The organism is Fundidesulfovibrio sp. YSD1, from assembly GCF_055397115.1.
Map to the genome: position 1 here is coordinate 1,321,630 of NZ_AP043666.1, position 15,390 is coordinate 1,337,019.

Here is a 15,390-nt window from a genome sequence, read left to right on the forward strand (position 1 = left end):
CCGTTGACTTGCGGCCAAGGAAACGCCAAACGCAGACATAAGACAAACGAATTGCATTAATGCTCCGCATAAGCGCGGCTGCTGCGAGGAGCCGATGAACCTTCCCGTGGATTTCCTCAAGACCTTCGTGCGCGCCGTGGACCTGAAGAGCTTCACCCTGGCCGGGCAGGACGTGGGCCGCACCCAGTCCGCCGTGAGCCAGCAGATGAAGCGCCTGGAGGAGCAGGCCGGGCAGCCACTCTTCGACCGCAGCGGGCGCGAGCTGGCCCTGACCCCGGCCGGGGAGTCGCTTCTGCCCTACGCCCGGCGCATGGTGAAGCTGCACGACGAGGCCGTGTCCGCGCTCATCGAACCGGACATGACCGGCAAGGTCAGGCTGGGCGTGCTGGACGACTACGCGCCCTTCTACCTGCCCCCGGTGTTGGAGAACTTCGGCGCGGACCACCCGCGCGTGCAGGTGGAGGTGCGCTGCGATTGCAGCCGGACGCTCGTCAGGATGCTCCAGTCCGGCGAACTGGACCTGGCGGTGCATTCGGGCGAATCCCCGGGCCCCTACGGCAGGGTGGTGGACCGCGACCCGCTGGTGTGGGTATCCTCGGCCAGGCACGCGGCCCACGAGAAGGACCCGCTGCCCCTGGCCGTGTTCGACAAGAAGTGCCGCTTCAGGCAGTGGGCGCTGGACAGCCTGGAGCAGGCCGGGCGCGCCTACCGCATCTGCTACACGAGCCCGAGCGTCACGGGCGTGCTGGCGGCGGTGGAGGCCGGGCTGGCGGTGGCGCCCCTGGGCCTGAGCTCCGTGCCGGACGGCGCGCTGGTGCTTGGCCCCGGGCAGGGCTTTCCGCCCCTGCCGGTGACGTCCATCATCCTCGCCCTGGCCTGCGCCGAACCCTCCCGGCCGGTGCTCAGGCTGGCCGAGGCCGTGCGCTCGGGCCTGGTCCAGGGTACGGCGCGCAAGCGCTCGCGCTGGCTGGGTTTCGCCGGCCGGACGATCTGACGACCGGGGCGGCCCTAGGTCAGGAAGTGGAAGGCCACGGCGGCGGCCACGAGGCTCACCGCCCGGAAGGCCTGGTTGTGCACGATGAGCTTCATGGCCAGGGCGGGCTTGAAGATGCCCGCATAGTACGGGAACTGGTGGCGGAAGGCGCGCATGGGCGTGGAGAGCAGGTTGCCCACCAGGAGCGCCAGGACAACCTCCTTCATGGGCAGCTCCCCGCCCTGGAGAAGCGCCCCGGCCGCGGCCAGCCCGGCGGTGAACTCGGCGGCCATGCCGAAGACCACGATGGACGCGGCCTTGGGCGAGAGCCAGTCCATGAAGGACAGGTACTGCCCGATGAAACGCTCCGCCTGCGCGAAGAACCCCCACGAGTTGAGCAGGACCATGGCCGCGTAGATGGGCGCCGTGATCAGGCAGATCTTGGCGATGCGCTTCTTGAAGCGCCGCCAACTCTTGGCCAGGGCCTCGCGCCAGGTGGGCCCCCTGTCCGGCAGCTGGCACTCCAGGCAGCCCTCTTCCCGCGCGGGCAGCAGGCAGCGCCCGGCCAGCACGATCAAGAGCGAGCGCAGCACCGCCGCGCCGAAGGTCAGGCCCACGTACACGGCCGCCGCCGGGCCGAGGAAGGGCGTGGCCACGAAGAGCATGGTCGGCAGGTGCAGGAAGTAGGTCGGCAGCGAGTTGAAGAGGTTGGCCAGAACCAGCTCGCGGTCCGTGAGCCTGCCCTGCTGGTGGGCCTCGGCCAGCATGGTGTTGGCGGCCATGCCGGAAAAAAACGCCAGGGAGAAGCTCGCGCCCACCACGTCCTGCATGTGCCCGGCGCGCGTGAGAGGCTTTGCGAACCGGGCCAGCAGGCGCGTCCAATTCAGCGTCTCGATGAGGTTGGCCACCAGGAGGCTCACGCTGAGCGAGGCCAGGAGCTTAAGCAGAGGCCAGACGATGAGGTGCCAGAAGGATTCGATTGTCATGCGCCGGGCAGCATAGCCCCGCGCGCCCGAAATGCCAACGCCCGGACGCGCGCGTCGAAAGCGCTTGACCGTTGCCGTCCCCCTTGTTAAACAATGTTTGAATCGATGATTGAAACGAGGTTTGACATGGATCAGGGCGACACGCGCACCCGCATCATGGAGGCGGCCATGGACGTCTTCCTGGAGAAGGGCCACCAGGCGGCGACCATCCGTGACATCTGCGCCAGGGCGGAGGCCAACGTGGCCGCCGTGAACTACCACTTCGGCTCCAAGGACGCCCTGCACGCGGCGGTGCTCGAGAACATCATGAGCACCTGCCACGAGCGCTACCCCACCCAGGAAGGCCTGGACGAGCTTCCCACGCCCCAGCTGCGCCTGGCGCGCTTCATCCGCAACCTCCTGCGCCTGAGCTTTCCGGGCGATCCCGAGTTCGCGCGCATGAGCAGGCTCTTCTGGCTGGAGTTCAGCAACCCGAGCCCGGCGCTCACGCCCCTGGTAGAGCGCTTCATGCTCCCCATCAGGGACGAGCTCGAAGGCCTGATCCGCGAACTGGTCGGCCCCGCTCCGGACGAGACCGTGCGCCACTGCGCGGGCTCCCTCGCCGGGCAGACGCTCTTCCACGGCCAGAACCGCTCCATGATCGCGCTCATATATCCCGAGATGACCTACGACCAGGCCGACGTGGACCGCCTGGCCGAACACATCGCCGCGTTCTCCCTGGCCGGGCTCGAGGCCGTGCGCCAGAACCTGGGCCGCCTCCGGCAGGAAGGGGAACAAATATGACACGCCAGATTCGCCGCGCACTGCTCGTCCTCTCCACCCTGGCCGCCCTGGCCCTGTGCGTTGCCTGCGCCCGAGAGCGCACCCCGGAGAAGCCCCCGCTGCCCGTCACGGTGCAGCCCGTGGCCGCCGTTGCCGCTCCGGGCGGCCACGGGGGCCAAGCGGGACAAGCGGGACAGTCCGCCCAGGCCAGCCGCTACTCGGCGGTGCTCGCCGCGCGCGAGCAGGTCAGCCTGGCCTTCAAGGTGCCGGGCTACGTGGAGTTCATCGACCCCAGGGCCCTGGACAAGGGCAGCCCCGTGTCCCGGGGCCAGGTGCTCACCCGCCTGCGCGACGCGGACTACAAGGCCAGGCTGGCCCAGGCCCGCTCCACCCTGGAGGAGGCGCAGGCCTCGCTGGCCCTGGCCAGGCGCGACCAGGAGCGCAACGCCAAGCTCATCGCGGGCCAGGTGATCTCGCGAAGCGAGTTCGACCGCACCCAGGAGCGCCTGGGCGTGGCCCAGGCCAAGGCCGACCAGGCCCGCGCCGCGCTCGAACAGGCCGAGATCAACCTGCGCGACAGCGCGCTGGCCTCGCCCCTGGACGCGGTGGTGGTGCGCCGCGACGTGGAGCGTGGCTCCCTGGTGAACCAGGGCAGCGTGGCCTTCCTGCTGGCCGACATATCGAGCGTCAAGGCCGTGTTCGGCCTGCCCGACCAGGACATAGCGCGCGTGCGCCCGGGCGACGCCCTGGCCGTGGCCGTGGACGCCCTGCCCGGCCGCGAGTTCACGGGGACGGTCACGGCGGTCTCGCCCTCGGCCGACCCCAAGAGCCGCACCTTCGACGTGGAACTGACCATCCCCAACCCGGGCCAGGCCCTGAAGGACGGCATGGTGGCCTCGGTGTCGCTGGGCGGGCGCTCGCGCTCCCAGGCCCTGGCGGCCGTGCCCCTGCACGCCCTGGCCAGGCCGGGCCAGGGAGGGGACTTCGTGGTCCACGTGCTGAGCGAGAAGGACGGCCGGACCTTCGCCAGGGTGCGAAGCGTCACCGTGGCCGGGGTCGCGGGGGACATGGTCACCATCCTGGCCGGTCTGATCCCGGGCGAGCAGGTGATCACCCGGGGCACCACCCTGGCCGCGGACGGCCAGGAAGTGCGCGTGATCCGCTAGGAGCAGGCCATGTCCGACGTGCAGGACAAACGCAACCTCTCGCGCTTCTTCGTGGAGCACCGCCACGTGTCCTGGGTGCTGCTCGTGGCCGTGCTGGCCTGGGGCGTGTTCGGCTACGTGAAGATGCCCCAGCGCAAGGACCCGGAGATCCCCGTGCGCGTGTGCGCGGTGCTCTGCTCCTGGCCCGGGGTGCGCGCGGAAAAGGTGGAGGAGCTGGTCACGCGCGTCATCGAGGAGCGCGTGGCCGAGAACGACAAGGTGGACCGCATCGAGTCCGTGAGCCGCACGGGCATGTCGGTGGTGCGCGTGAAGCTGCGCGACGAGATCGCCCAGACCGCCGAGGTGCTGGACGACATCAACCTGAAGCTCGCCTCCATCAAGAACCTGCCCGACGGGGCGGGCCCGGCGGTCTTCCTCAAGGATTTCGGCGACACGGCAACGCTCATGCTCACCGTGGCCTCGCCCAGGGCCACGCCCGCCGAGGCCGCCGTCCGGGCGGACCAGGCCGCCAGGCTCATCCGGAGCCTGCGCGGCGGCGACGCGGGCGCGCGCCTCTCCCTGGCCCTGGTGGTTCCCGCCGGGGTTCCCCAGGCCCAGGTGGAGCGCAAGCTCGGCCTGTTCACGGCCCACGTGCGCGCCCTGCCCGGCGTGTCGGAGGCGCGCTCGGCCTCGGAGCCGGGCATGGTGGTGCTGGACGCGGCCACGGCCATGACGCCGGGCGAGCTGCGCTCGCTGGCCATGGAGTTCGCCTACTCGGACATCAGGCACTCCGAACTGCACCCGGACATCTGGCCGCCCATCGTGCTCGCGGACCCGGGCGAGGCGCGCGCCGTGTTCGAGCGCGAGGCCGGGGACAAGTACGGCAACAAGGACCTGGAGGAATTCTCGGAGGCGCTGGCCCGCACCCTGCGCGCCGTGCCCGAGGTGGCCAAGGTCACGCGCTGGGGGGTGCGCCCGGAAACCATCCACCTGGACTACTCCCAGGAGCGCCTGGCCGCCTACGGCATACAGCCCTGGCGCATCCGCGACGCCTTCGCTGGCCGCAACATCGTGCCCAGCGGCGGCGTGGCCGACTTCGCCGGGCGCAACGTGGCCCTGGACCCCACGGGCGAGTACTCCTCCGAGCGCGAGCTCGGGGCCACGCTCATAGCCGAGGGCCTCTACCTGCGCGACCTGGTGGACATCGAGCGCGCCCACGAGACGCCCCCGGACACCGTGAACCGCTTCACCGGGCGCGACGCCTCCGGCCGTTGGCGCACGGCCAAGGCCGTGACCCTGGCCGTGACCATGCGCTCGGGCGAGCAGATCGCGCGCTTCTCCCAGGCCGTGGACCAGGCCCTGAAGCTCGCCGCCGAGCGCCTGCCCGAGGACCTGATCGTGGCGCGCACGTCCGACCAGCCCAGGCAGGTCACGCAGAGCGTGGACCTGTTCATGAACAGCCTCTACGAGGCCGTGGCCCTGGTGGTGCTGGTGGCGGCCATCGGCTTCAGGGAGTGGCGCTCGGCGCTGCTCATGGCGCTCTCAATCCCCATCACCCTGGCCATGACCTTCGGCATGATGCACATGCTGGGCATTGACCTCCAGCAGATCTCCATCGCCTCGCTGATCATCGCCCTGGGGCTTCTGGTGGACGATCCCGTGGTGGCGGGCGACGCCATCAAGCGCGACCTCTCGGCGGGGATACCGCGCGACAGGGCGGCCTGGACCGGCCCCACCCGCCTGGCCAAGGCCATCCTCTACGCCACCATCACCAACATCGTGGCCTACCTGCCCTTCCTGCTGCTCTCGGGCGACAAGGGCCGCTTCCTCTACAGCCTGCCCGTGGTGGTCACCTGCTCGCTGGTGGCCTCGCGCGTCGTGTCCATGAGCTTCATCCCGCTTTTGGGCTACTACCTGCTCAGGCCCGAGAACGCCAAGCCCGACCCCTCGAAGGGCTTCGCCAGGTTCTACTACCGCCTGGGCGGCTGGCTCATCGACAACCGCTGGAAGGCCTTCGCCGCGTCGCTGGTCCTTCTGGCCGCCGGGTTCTGGGCCAAGAGCCTGCTCAAGCCCATGTTCTTCCCCATCGACCGCTCCTACCTCTCCTACGTGGACGTGACCCTGCCCGAGGACGCGCCCATCGACCTCACCGCCAGGACAGCGGCCGAGGTGGAACAGGCCGTGCTGCGCGAGGCCACGCGCTTCGGCGAATCCGACAAGGCCCACGCCGACCCGCTCAGGTCCCTGACCACCTTCATCGGCGGCGGAGGCCCGCGCTTCTGGTTCTCGGTGACGCCGGAGCTCAAGATGCCCAACTACGCGCAGATACTGGTGGAGGTGCGCGACAAGGAGGTCACGGAGCGCTTCTGCGACCCCCTGCAGGAGGCCCTGCGCCGCGAAATCCCGGGCGCGCGCGTGGACGTGCGCCGCCTTGAGAGCGGCCCGCCCGTGGGCATCCCCGTGCAGGTGCGCATCTCCGGCGAGGACGGGGCCGCGCTGCGCGAACTCGCCGAACGCATGAAGCGGGTGTTTCTGGCCATGGACACGGCGGACCGCGTCAGCGACAACTGGGGCGGCTACCGCTTCGCCGCGCGCCTGAACATCGACCCGGACAAGGCCGCCCTGTCCGGGGCTTCCAACCAGGACATCTCGCGCTCCACCTCGCTGGCCCTGAACGGGCTCGCCGTGACCACCCTGCGCGAGGGCAGGCTCTTGACGCCGGTGTCGCTCAGGCTGCGCGCCGAGGAGCGCTCCAAGCTCTCGGACATAGCCAACCTCTACGTCTACCCCCAGAACGCCGGGCACAAGCTGCCCCTGACCCAGGTGGCGGACGTCTCCTGGGGCATGGACCCGGAGCGCGTGGCCAGGCGCAACCACTTCCGAACCGTGACCGTCTCCTGCTTCCCCCTGCCGGGCGTGCTTGCCTCGGAGGTGGTCGCGGCGGCCATGCCCGCCATCGAGGCCCTGCGCAAGGACCTGCCGCCCGGCTACCAGCTGGTCATCGGCGGGGAATACGAGGAGCAGGTCAAGGGATTCGCGGAGATGGCCATGGTCATGGGCGTGTCCGTGGCCATGATCTACCTGGCGCTTCTGTTTCAGTTCAAGAACGCGGTGAAGCCGCTTTTGGTGTTCGGGGCCATCCCCTACGGCATGGCCGGGGCCTTCGCCTCGCTCTCGATCATGGGCCAGCCCTTCGGGTTCATGGCCTTTCTGGGCATCGCGAGCCTGATCGGGGTCATCGTCAGCCACGTGATCGTGCTCTTCGACTTCATCGAGGAGAAGCTCAAGGAGGGCGAGCCCCTGCGCCAGGCCATCCTGGACGCGGGCATCCTGCGGCTTCGCCCCGTGCTGATCACCGTGGGCGCCACGGTCACCGCGCTCTTCCCCCTGGCGAAAAACGGCGGCCCGCTCTGGGAGCCCCTGTGCTACGCCCAGATCGGCGGGCTCGCAGTGGCCACTTTCGTGACGCTCCTCATGGTGCCCGTGCTCTACGCCATCGCCGCCTTCGACCTGAAGGCCGTGCGTTGAGGGCCCGGCGCCGCCGGAAAAAGAAAGGCGCTCCCCGGGGAGCGCCTTTCGCGTCTGCATGTCCGCCCGGGGGCGGGGCGATTGCTCACTTCTCGGGCACGACGCGGCCCTGGCTGGTGAAGGAGATGCCCTGCTGGGCGCTGGTGCCGATCATCACGGCCTCCACGAAAACGGGGCTGGCAGGGGTTTCGGCCTGCCAGCGCACCATGAAGTTCGCCCCGGAGCCGCCCGAGGTGTCGGTCTGGCCCACGATGAACTCGGCCGTCATCAGGGGTTCCAGGCGCATGGGCGCGTCCAGGTGGCGCTTCACCAGCTTGCCCGTGGTGTCGTGGTAGTCCACGGAGGTCAGGGTCACGGCGCGCGCGGGGTCGGTGTTGCGCACCGAGAGCGTGATGGTCAGGTCGATGGGCCGGGTCTTGATGCCGTGGTAGATGTGCGAATAGCACGGCACGTAGAGGGTCTGGCCGCGCGAGAGCCCTTCGGCGGCGTGGAGCGCGGCCGGGAGGCTCAGGGCCAGGGCCGCCAGGACGAGGATTGTGCGGAGTGCGCGGGTCATGGTTGCTCCTTGCTGGCGCGTCTTGCTCGGCGCAGGGTACAGCACGCCCGAGCGGGCGGGCAACCCGAAAGTGCCGGGCGCTCTTGCCTCGGGCAGGCGCGCTGGGGTAGTCCAGGTGGAAACGGCCCGCCAGGAGGACCAAGCATGCAGACCACGCCGGTGACGAAGATAATGACCCCCGCCGGGGATCTGCCTTCCGTGGGGATGAAGACGTGCCTTCTGGACGCGGCCGAGGCGCTCAAGCGAAGCGCCATGAACGCCCCCGTGCCCTTGCTGGTGGCGGTCCGCGACGATTCCGGCCAGGTCGCCGGGGTGCTCGGCATGGTGGACCTGCTCTGCGGGCTGAACCCCAAGTACGCCCAGGAGGGCTTCTTCTCCGACGTGGAGGACAAGGGCGTCAGCCCGGGCCTGCTGGAGATGTTCGTGGAGCGCTACAAGCTGATCCACGAATCCCTGGAGGCCATCTCCGCCGTGGCCTCCGCCGCCACCGTGGGGAGCCTGCTGCGCCGCCCGGACAAGGAGGAGACCGTGGACGCCTCCGCCTCCCTGGACGTGGCCATGGACCTCATGGTGCTGCGCAGGCGGGACTACCTGCTCGTAACCGACGGCGACGCCACCATCGGCGTGATCGACGCGGCCGGTGTCTACGACGCCATCATCAGGAGCGTGGGGCTCTGCGCCGTCTGAAGCCCGGCGCGCCCGCCTTCCCGCCAACGCGGCGAAAACCCCGGCCGGGCCGGGGTTTCGCGTTTCCTCCCGCCCCGGCTCCCCCCTACCAGCCCAGCACGTAGTAGCGCAGCCAGACGTAGGCCATGGACAGCGCCACGGTGAGCAGCATCACCGGGATGCCGTACTTCATGAAGCGCACGAAGGTGATCTTGTGCCCGGCCTTCTCGCTCATGCCCACCACGATGACGTTGGCCGAGGCCCCGATGGCCGTGCCGTTGCCGCCCAGGCACGCGCCCAGGGCCAGCGACCACCACACGGGCAGCATGGTCGGGTGCTTGAGCGCCTCGACGCCCGAACCGCCGAGCACCTTGTCCGCCATGCCCGCCAGCAGGGGGTTCATGGTGGCCACGAAGGGGATGTTGTCCACGATGGCCGAGGCGAAGGCCGAAAACCAGACCATGACCATGGAGAGCACGAACATGTCGTCCCTGGTCGGGCCGGTGAGGTCGATCATCTTCTGGCTCATCATCTCGATGAGCCCCACTTTCACCGTGCCGCCGATGATGATGAAGAGCCCGATGAAGAAGAAGATCGTGGACCACTCCACCTCGGCCAGGGCGCGGTGCGGGTCCTCGCCGGAGACCAGGAGCAGCGTGGCCGCGCCCATGAGCGCCACCGTGGCGGGCTCGTAGCCCAGCGCCCCGTGCAGCACGAAGCCCAGGATGGTCAGCGTAAGCACCGAGCCGGACTTCTTCAGCAGCGCCGGGTCCCTGATGAGCGCGCCCTCGTCCATGGACATGACGCGCTCCTTGAGCTCCTCGCGCACCCTGAGCCTGCGGCCGAAGACGATCTTCCACGCGAGCATCCACACGGCCATGATCACGATGATCGCCGGGGTGAGGTGGTAGATGAAGTCCATGAACGTGAACCCGGCCTTCGAGGCGATCATGATGTTGGGCGGATCGCCTATGAGCGTGGCCGTGCCCCCGATGTTGGAGGCCAGGGCCTCGGTGATCAGGTAGGGCACGGGATCGACCTCGAGCTCCTGGGCGATGAGCAGCGTCACCGGGGCCAGGAGCAGCACGGTGGTCACGTTGTCCAGGAAGGCCGAGGCCAGGGCCGTGACCACGGCAAAGATGGCCATGATCCTGAAGGGATCGCCCCTGCCCAGCTTGGCCGCCTTCACGGCCACGTACTGGAACACGCCGGTCTTGGTCATGATGTTCACGATGATCATCATGGAGATGAGCAGGAAGATGACGTTCCAGTCCACGCCCGTGTCCATGTCGTGCAGGGCGTCGTGCTGGGTGAGCACCTTGAGGACGAGCGTGAGCGCCGCGCCGAAGAGCGCGACCTTGGTCTTGTGGATTTTCTCGGAAACGATGACCGCGTAGCAGGTGACGAAAATTCCCGTTGCGATCCAGAACACCTATCTCCCCTCCCCGCCGCAGTCGAGCCCCAGGACGTGAAGCGCGATGTAGCGCAGGATCGCCTTGCGCGTGACCTCGCCCAGCAGCCTGCCCTCGCCGTCCAGCACGGGCAGCGCGTTGCCGCCCTTCTCGCGGATGAGCAGGTCTGCCTCGAGGAAGGTGTCCGTGGGTTTCAGCGAGAGGACCTCCGTGACCATGACGTCCCGGGCGGTCTTGCCGGAGCTGGCCTCGAAGGCGCGCCGGATCACGGCCACGTCGTCGGCCAGTGCCCGGGCCAGGTTGGAGTCCACGTAGAAGGGGGCCATGGCCGAGAGCAGGTCGTAGCTCGTGAGCATGCCCTGCATCCTGCCCTGCCCGTCCACCACGTAGACCTGGCGCATGGGCTTGCACGCCTGCAGCCACAAGAGCTTTTCAAAGGGGGTGTCCGGGGCCACGGTCACCAGGTCCGTGCGCATCATCTCCGAGACGTGCATGAGGCCTCCTCGAAACACCGCCCGGCCGGGGGCCGGGCGGACGGATTGTTGAGAGGGGCCGCCGGGCGCGGTCGCGTCCGGCGTGCGGCTGGCGTCCCTTACCGCTCGATCACCTGGGCCTTCAGGATCTCCACGGGCTCGCGCGGCACGTCGGCGTAGGGGCCCTTGGTCGTGGTGGGCACGGCCTTGATGGCGTCCACCACCTCCTTGCCCTCCACCACCTTGCCGAACACGGCGTAGCCCCAGCCCGCGGGGGTCTGGCCGGTGTGGTTCAGCCCGGTGTTGTTTTTCACGTTGATGAAGAACTGCCCGGTGGCCGAGTGGGGGTCGCCGGTGCGGGCCATGGCCACGGTGTAGGCCTCGTTCTTGAGCCCGTTGGCGGCCTCGTTCTTGATGGGGCCACGCGTCTGCCTGGGCTCCATGGACTTGTCCATGCCTCCGCCCTGGATCATGAAGCCGTCGATCACCCGGTGGAAGATCAGGCCGTCGTAGTAGCCCGCCTTCACGTAGCTCAGGAAGTTCTCCACCGTTTCCGGGGCCTTGTCGCCGTCCAGCTCCAGGACGATGTCGCCCTTGGTGGTGGCGAGCTTCACGTAGCTCTTGCCTCCGGCGGCCCAGGTCGCCCCGGCGGGGCCGCCCGCGCAGAGCGCCAGGGTGAAAGCGGAGAAAACGAACAGCGAAAACAGTCGTCTCATCGGCATACCTCTTCCGTTTTGGATTGCGAACGCCCGGGGACCGAGGCCTCGGGGCGTCAGTAGTCGAACTTCCAGTTCACGCCCACGCCCGTCTTGGAGTCCAGGCCCATGCGCGATTCCACGGTGATGTTCTTGGTCACGTCGATCTCCACGGACACGGCCCCGCTCTGCGCGCCCAGGCCCTGGCTGGCCTCCACGTACACGCCGTCGGCGATGTACTTGCCCGCCGCCACCGAGCTTTGGCCGATGCCCTGGCCCGAGGACTTGACCCCCAGGTAGTCGAGCCCGGCGAGCTTTCGCGTCTTGCCCAGCACGTCCAGCGACCCGCCCGCGCCGGAGAGCGTGGCCACGGCCTGGGCCAGCTGGAGCGCCTGGGGCGGCGTGAGCGAGGAGACGCTCTGGCCGAAGAGCACCCGGGCCAGTATCTCGTCGCGCGGCACGGCCGGGTCCGAGGCGAAGGTGATGTTGGGCTTGGCCGCCGGACCCGTGACCAGGATGCTCGCCGTGATGTCCCCTGCCTTGGTCTGGGCTTCCATGTCCAGCATGGGCACCGGCGGGGTGGCGCCGTGGAAGGTCACCTCGCCCCGGGCCAGGTTCAGGTTCTTGCCGAAGAAGTCCAGCTGGCCGCGCACGATGCGGATGCCGCCCTCGATCTCGGGCGCGGCCGCGTCCCCGCGCACGCGAAGCGCGCCGGCCCACATGGAGTCGAGCCCGAGCCCGCGCACGAACACCCGGCCCGGGAAGTCCACGGCCACGTCGAGTTCGGTCCGAAACGGCTGGCTCGCCGGCCCGGCGGGCGCAGCTGGCTTTTTCGCCCCGGCGCGCTCCACCTCTATGGGCGTGGCGTCGGGCGGCACGCGGTCGGGCAGGTTCACCTCCACCGGCCCCACGTTCACGGTCCCCACGGCCTTGGCCCCGCTCGCGCCGCCCTTGACGTCGACGTTGGCCGACAGGGTGGCCGTGGCCAGGTCCATGCGCACGGGCGTGAACTTGTCGATGCGCACGGCCGCCTCGAAGGGGTTGCCCGAGCCCGGGGCCGCGTCGGCCTTGCCGGTCAGGCTGAAGCTGCCCTGCCCGGCGTCCCTGGCCGAGAAGCGCTCGATGGTCACGGCCGCGCCCTGGGCGCGCAGGTCCAGGGCGATCTCGCGCAGGAAGGTGCCGGTGAGGGCGTAGGCCGCTTCGCCGCCCTCCAGGGTGGCCGCGCCCGAGAGCTGCGGGGCGTCCAGGCGGCCCGTTGCCGTGAAGTCCGCCTTGAGGCTGCCCTTGAGGCTCAAGGATTCGTCCCCGGAGAGCGCGGCGGCCTGGGCCAGGTCCACCCCGCCCTTGAGCGTGGCGTCCAGGGGCGCGGCAGGCGGGATCACGAAGGCGAAGGGTTCGAGGGAGAACTTCACGGGCAGCGCGGCCGTGGCGTCCAGGCGCGCGCCCGGCCCGGCGGAGAGCTGGCAGGCGGCGTCCAGCTTGCCGGAGGAGATCTCCGCCCGGGCGCTCAGGGAGAGCGGCGGCGCGGCCGCGCCCTCCCGGGCCGGGGCGAGCACGTTCTCCACCTTGGCCTGGGCCGCCACCTGAGGGGACTTCGCCGCCCCGGACAGGTCCACCTGGGCCTGGGCCGTGCCCGTGAGCGCGGGCAGCCCGGCCTTCTCCAGAAGCGCCAGGGGGAAGGAGTCCACCCGGGCCGAGCCCTCCACCCTGCCCGCCGCGAGCCTGCCCGAGGCGGTGATGGAGGCCTTGTCCAGGGAGAGCGCCAGGTCCTCCAGGCTCGCCTTGCCCGGCGCGAAGGAGGCCGTGACAGGGCGCGCGAGCGCAAGCGTCGCCCCGTAGGCCTTGGCGTCCAGTTTGGCGAGCGAGAGCCTGCCCCCGCCGGGGGCCTGGGCGAAGCTCCCGGCCAGGGCGGCCTCGAAGCGCTCCTGGATCGTGCCCGAGGCCGAAACCTGGAAGGCGGCCTCGCGGCCGTCGCCGCTCACGCGCGCCTCGGCCTTGTCCACCATGGCCGCGCCCGCGCGCACGTTCGCGGCGGTGGCGGAAAGCGCGCCCTTGGGGGCGGCCAGCACGTCGGTGAGCGAACACTCGAGCGCGGCCCGGCCCACCGAGGCGTCGGCCACGGCGACCCCGGCGGCCTCCACGCGCGCGCTCACGTCCTGGCGCGGCCCGGACGCGGCGAGATTCAAATCAAGCGTGGTCCGTCCGGCCATCTTGCGCCCGAGAAACGCCCCCAGCTTTGCAAGGTCCGCCGAGGCCTTGAGCGCGCCGCTGGCCAGCGGACGGGCGATGTCCGCGTCCACGGCCCCGGAGGCCTCGAGCCCGGGCCCCGAGGCGCGCAGGCCGGTGAGCGAGAGCTTGTTCCCCTCCAAGCCGAAGGCCGTGGACAGCGCGAGCTTGCCGCCCTGGCGCTCGGCCGTGGCCGCCAGCTTGCCCGTGAGGGCCTTCCCGGACGGCGCGGTGGTCAGATCGAGCACGGCCGAATCCAGGCGCGTGGCGTCCACGGCCAGCCTGGACGCCGCCACGTTGAGCTCAACCTTGGGCGTTTTCGCCGGGCCAGCGGCCGCCACCTTCACGGTGGCCGAGCCCGAAAGCTCGCTCCCGGCCAAAAGCGAGAACGCCGAAAGGTCCGGGGCCTGGGCCTCGGCGCGCACGTCCAGGGCCATGGTCTCGATGTCGGCCGCGCCCGAGGCCGAGAGGCGCACGCCCGAGCTGGTAAATTCGAGCGAGGCCAGTTTCGCCTCGCGCCCGCCGGTGAGCCCGGCTTCCAGGCGAAGCGCGGCCTCGGCCCCGAGCGCGCGGCCGATCGCCTGGCCGAGCCCTGCCTTGCCGGGGGCAAGGCCCGTGAGGCCGGTGGTCAGGGTGGCAGAAAAATCCTGTGATTTCAGGTTTCCCTTGGCCGAAAGCGAGACGCCCGCCGCCCCGCCCAGGTCCACGCCCAGGGGGGCGAGCACCGCGCCCAGGTCCCTGGAGGACACCTTGAGGCTGGCCGTGAGCGGCCCCTGCGAGTCCACGTCCGCCTCCAGGGCGCCCTCCACGGCCACCGGGGCCTTGGCCAGGGCCTCGGGCAGCCCCGCGCCGGCTTGGCCCGAGGTGCGGGCCTCGAAGGAAAGCCTGGGGGCCAAACCCATGGGGCCGGTGTCGCCCGTGACGCGGGCGCTCGCGGCCTTGGCCTCAAGGGTGAGGCTCTCGATCAGGAGCCGCCACTCCACGCCCGGCAGCCCCTTGGAGACGAGCATGCCCGCGAAGGCCACGGAGGGCTTGTCCCCCAGGGCCTCGCGCGCCTCGGCGGGAAGCGGCAGGAGCGCGGGAGCTGCCGTGAGCGAGAGCGTGAAGCGCGCGTCGTCGGCCGAGGTCGCTCCCAGCCCCGCGCCGAGCGTCCCGGCGAGGGCGTCGCTTCCGGCCAGGCGGACCGCCAGCGCGGCCTTCCAGTCCGAGAGCGGGCCGCCGCCCTCCACCGACGCGGCGAGCTCCCCGGCGTCCTTGAGCCCGGCCAGGGTGGCCGCCAGCCCGTTGGGGGCCTCCTTGAGGTTGACGCTGAGCGTGGCGGAGCGCGCCACCGGGTCGAGCCCGGCCACCAGGTCCAACCGAGTGGGCGCTTGGCCGGAAAGCTCGCAGCCAACCCGGGCGTTCACGCCCCCGCCCTTGGCCGAGGCCAGGAGCGACGCGTTGCCCGAGAGTTCGACCCCGGCGAGGGCCTTGCCGAGGTGAAATTGCACGATCTCCAGGCTCGCCCTCGCCTCCACGGGCACAGGGGCCAGGGAATCCAGGAAGGCCAGGGGACGCGAGGGCTCGGGCGGCGGCCCCTGGTCCGGCGGCAGTACCGGGGCGCGGGAGAGGTCCACGCGCCCGATGCGCACGCCCGCGGTGGCGGCGCCCTCCCCGAAGGGCCAGGGGGTCAGGGAGACTTCCAACCCGTCGAGCGCAAGCCAGGGTCCCTGGGCGTCCGCCAGGCGAAGCGAGGCCACGCGCAGGCTCAGGGGCAGGAATCCCTCCACCCCGCCAATCTCGGCCTTCCAGCCCAGTTCGCGATCAAGAAGCCCGGCCAGCGCGTCGGCCCCGGCGCGCTTGGCCCAGGGCGTCTGCAGGCCCGCGAAGGCCAGCGCGAGGAGCGCGACGAGCCCTCCAAGGCCCCAGCCCGCCCACTTGAGCGCCTTCAAAAGCTCCTTTTTTCCGATGCGAAGCTTCATGCGTTCC

11 protein-coding genes are annotated in these 15,390 nt (G+C 70.4%); 5 read left to right on the forward strand and 6 right to left on the reverse strand.

What is annotated here, in order from left to right:
* Positions 1-94: 94 nt before the first annotated feature.
* Positions 95-994, forward strand: a complete 900-nt coding sequence (locus ACZ5V4_RS06185) for a LysR substrate-binding domain-containing protein (RefSeq protein ID WP_464317304.1) — start codon at positions 95-97, stop codon at positions 992-994.
* 14 nt (positions 995-1,008) lie between these two features.
* On the opposite strand, the gene ACZ5V4_RS06190 is transcribed toward ACZ5V4_RS06185, so the two are convergent.
* Positions 1,009-1,959: a hypothetical protein gene (locus ACZ5V4_RS06190; protein ID WP_464317305.1), complete on the reverse strand. Its 951-nt coding sequence runs from the start codon at positions 1,957-1,959 to the stop codon at positions 1,009-1,011.
* A 126-nt stretch (positions 1,960-2,085) separates the two neighbouring features.
* Between ACZ5V4_RS06190 and ACZ5V4_RS06195 the strand changes: the two genes are divergently transcribed.
* From ACZ5V4_RS06195 to ACZ5V4_RS06205, 3 genes are read left to right on the forward strand one after another with little or no spacing between them, the layout of a single operon-like run.
* Positions 2,086-2,742 carry a TetR/AcrR family transcriptional regulator gene (locus ACZ5V4_RS06195; protein ID WP_464317306.1) on the forward strand — a complete coding sequence of 219 codons (657 nt, stop codon included), beginning with the start codon at positions 2,086-2,088 and terminating at the stop codon, positions 2,740-2,742.
* Positions 2,739-3,887 carry an efflux RND transporter periplasmic adaptor subunit gene (locus tag ACZ5V4_RS06200; protein ID WP_464317307.1) on the forward strand — a complete coding sequence of 383 codons (1,149 nt, stop codon included), beginning with the start codon at positions 2,739-2,741 and terminating at the stop codon, positions 3,885-3,887. The genes ACZ5V4_RS06195 and ACZ5V4_RS06200 overlap by 4 nt, the downstream gene beginning before the upstream one ends.
* 9 nt (positions 3,888-3,896) lie before the next feature.
* Positions 3,897-7,394 carry an efflux RND transporter permease subunit gene (locus tag ACZ5V4_RS06205; RefSeq protein ID WP_464317308.1) on the forward strand — a complete coding sequence of 1,166 codons (3,498 nt, stop codon included), beginning with the start codon at positions 3,897-3,899 and terminating at the stop codon, positions 7,392-7,394.
* An 85-nt stretch (positions 7,395-7,479) separates the two neighbouring features.
* Here ACZ5V4_RS06205 and ACZ5V4_RS06210 read toward each other — a convergent pair whose 3' ends face one another.
* Positions 7,480-7,950 carry a DUF3124 domain-containing protein gene (locus ACZ5V4_RS06210; protein ID WP_464317309.1) on the reverse strand — a complete coding sequence of 157 codons (471 nt, stop codon included), beginning with the start codon at positions 7,948-7,950 and terminating at the stop codon, positions 7,480-7,482.
* Positions 7,951-8,094: 144 nt separating this feature from the next.
* On the opposite strand from ACZ5V4_RS06210, the gene ACZ5V4_RS06215 reads away from it, so the two are divergent.
* A complete protein-coding gene (locus ACZ5V4_RS06215) occupies positions 8,095-8,637 on the forward strand; it encodes a hypothetical protein (protein WP_464317310.1) in 543 nt (180 codons plus the stop codon).
* 85 nt (positions 8,638-8,722) lie between these two features.
* On the opposite strand, the gene ACZ5V4_RS06220 is transcribed toward ACZ5V4_RS06215, so the two are convergent.
* From ACZ5V4_RS06220 to ACZ5V4_RS06235, 4 genes are all read right to left on the reverse strand, one after another.
* Complete coding sequence (locus tag ACZ5V4_RS06220; RefSeq protein ID WP_464317311.1) at positions 8,723-10,048, reverse strand: ArsB/NhaD family transporter; 1,326 nt, start codon at positions 10,046-10,048, stop codon at positions 8,723-8,725.
* Positions 10,049-10,522 carry a CBS domain-containing protein gene (locus ACZ5V4_RS06225; protein WP_464317312.1) on the reverse strand — a complete coding sequence of 158 codons (474 nt, stop codon included), beginning with the start codon at positions 10,520-10,522 and terminating at the stop codon, positions 10,049-10,051.
* Positions 10,523-10,620: 98 nt separating this feature from the next.
* On the reverse strand, positions 10,621-11,217 hold the full coding sequence (locus ACZ5V4_RS06230) for a peptidylprolyl isomerase (protein ID WP_464317313.1): 597 nt from the start codon (positions 11,215-11,217) through the stop codon (positions 10,621-10,623).
* A 56-nt stretch (positions 11,218-11,273) separates the two neighbouring features.
* Positions 11,274-15,383 carry a translocation/assembly module TamB domain-containing protein gene (locus ACZ5V4_RS06235; RefSeq protein WP_464317314.1) on the reverse strand — a complete coding sequence of 1,370 codons (4,110 nt, stop codon included), beginning with the start codon at positions 15,381-15,383 and terminating at the stop codon, positions 11,274-11,276.
* Between the last annotated feature and the right edge of the window lie 7 nt (positions 15,384-15,390).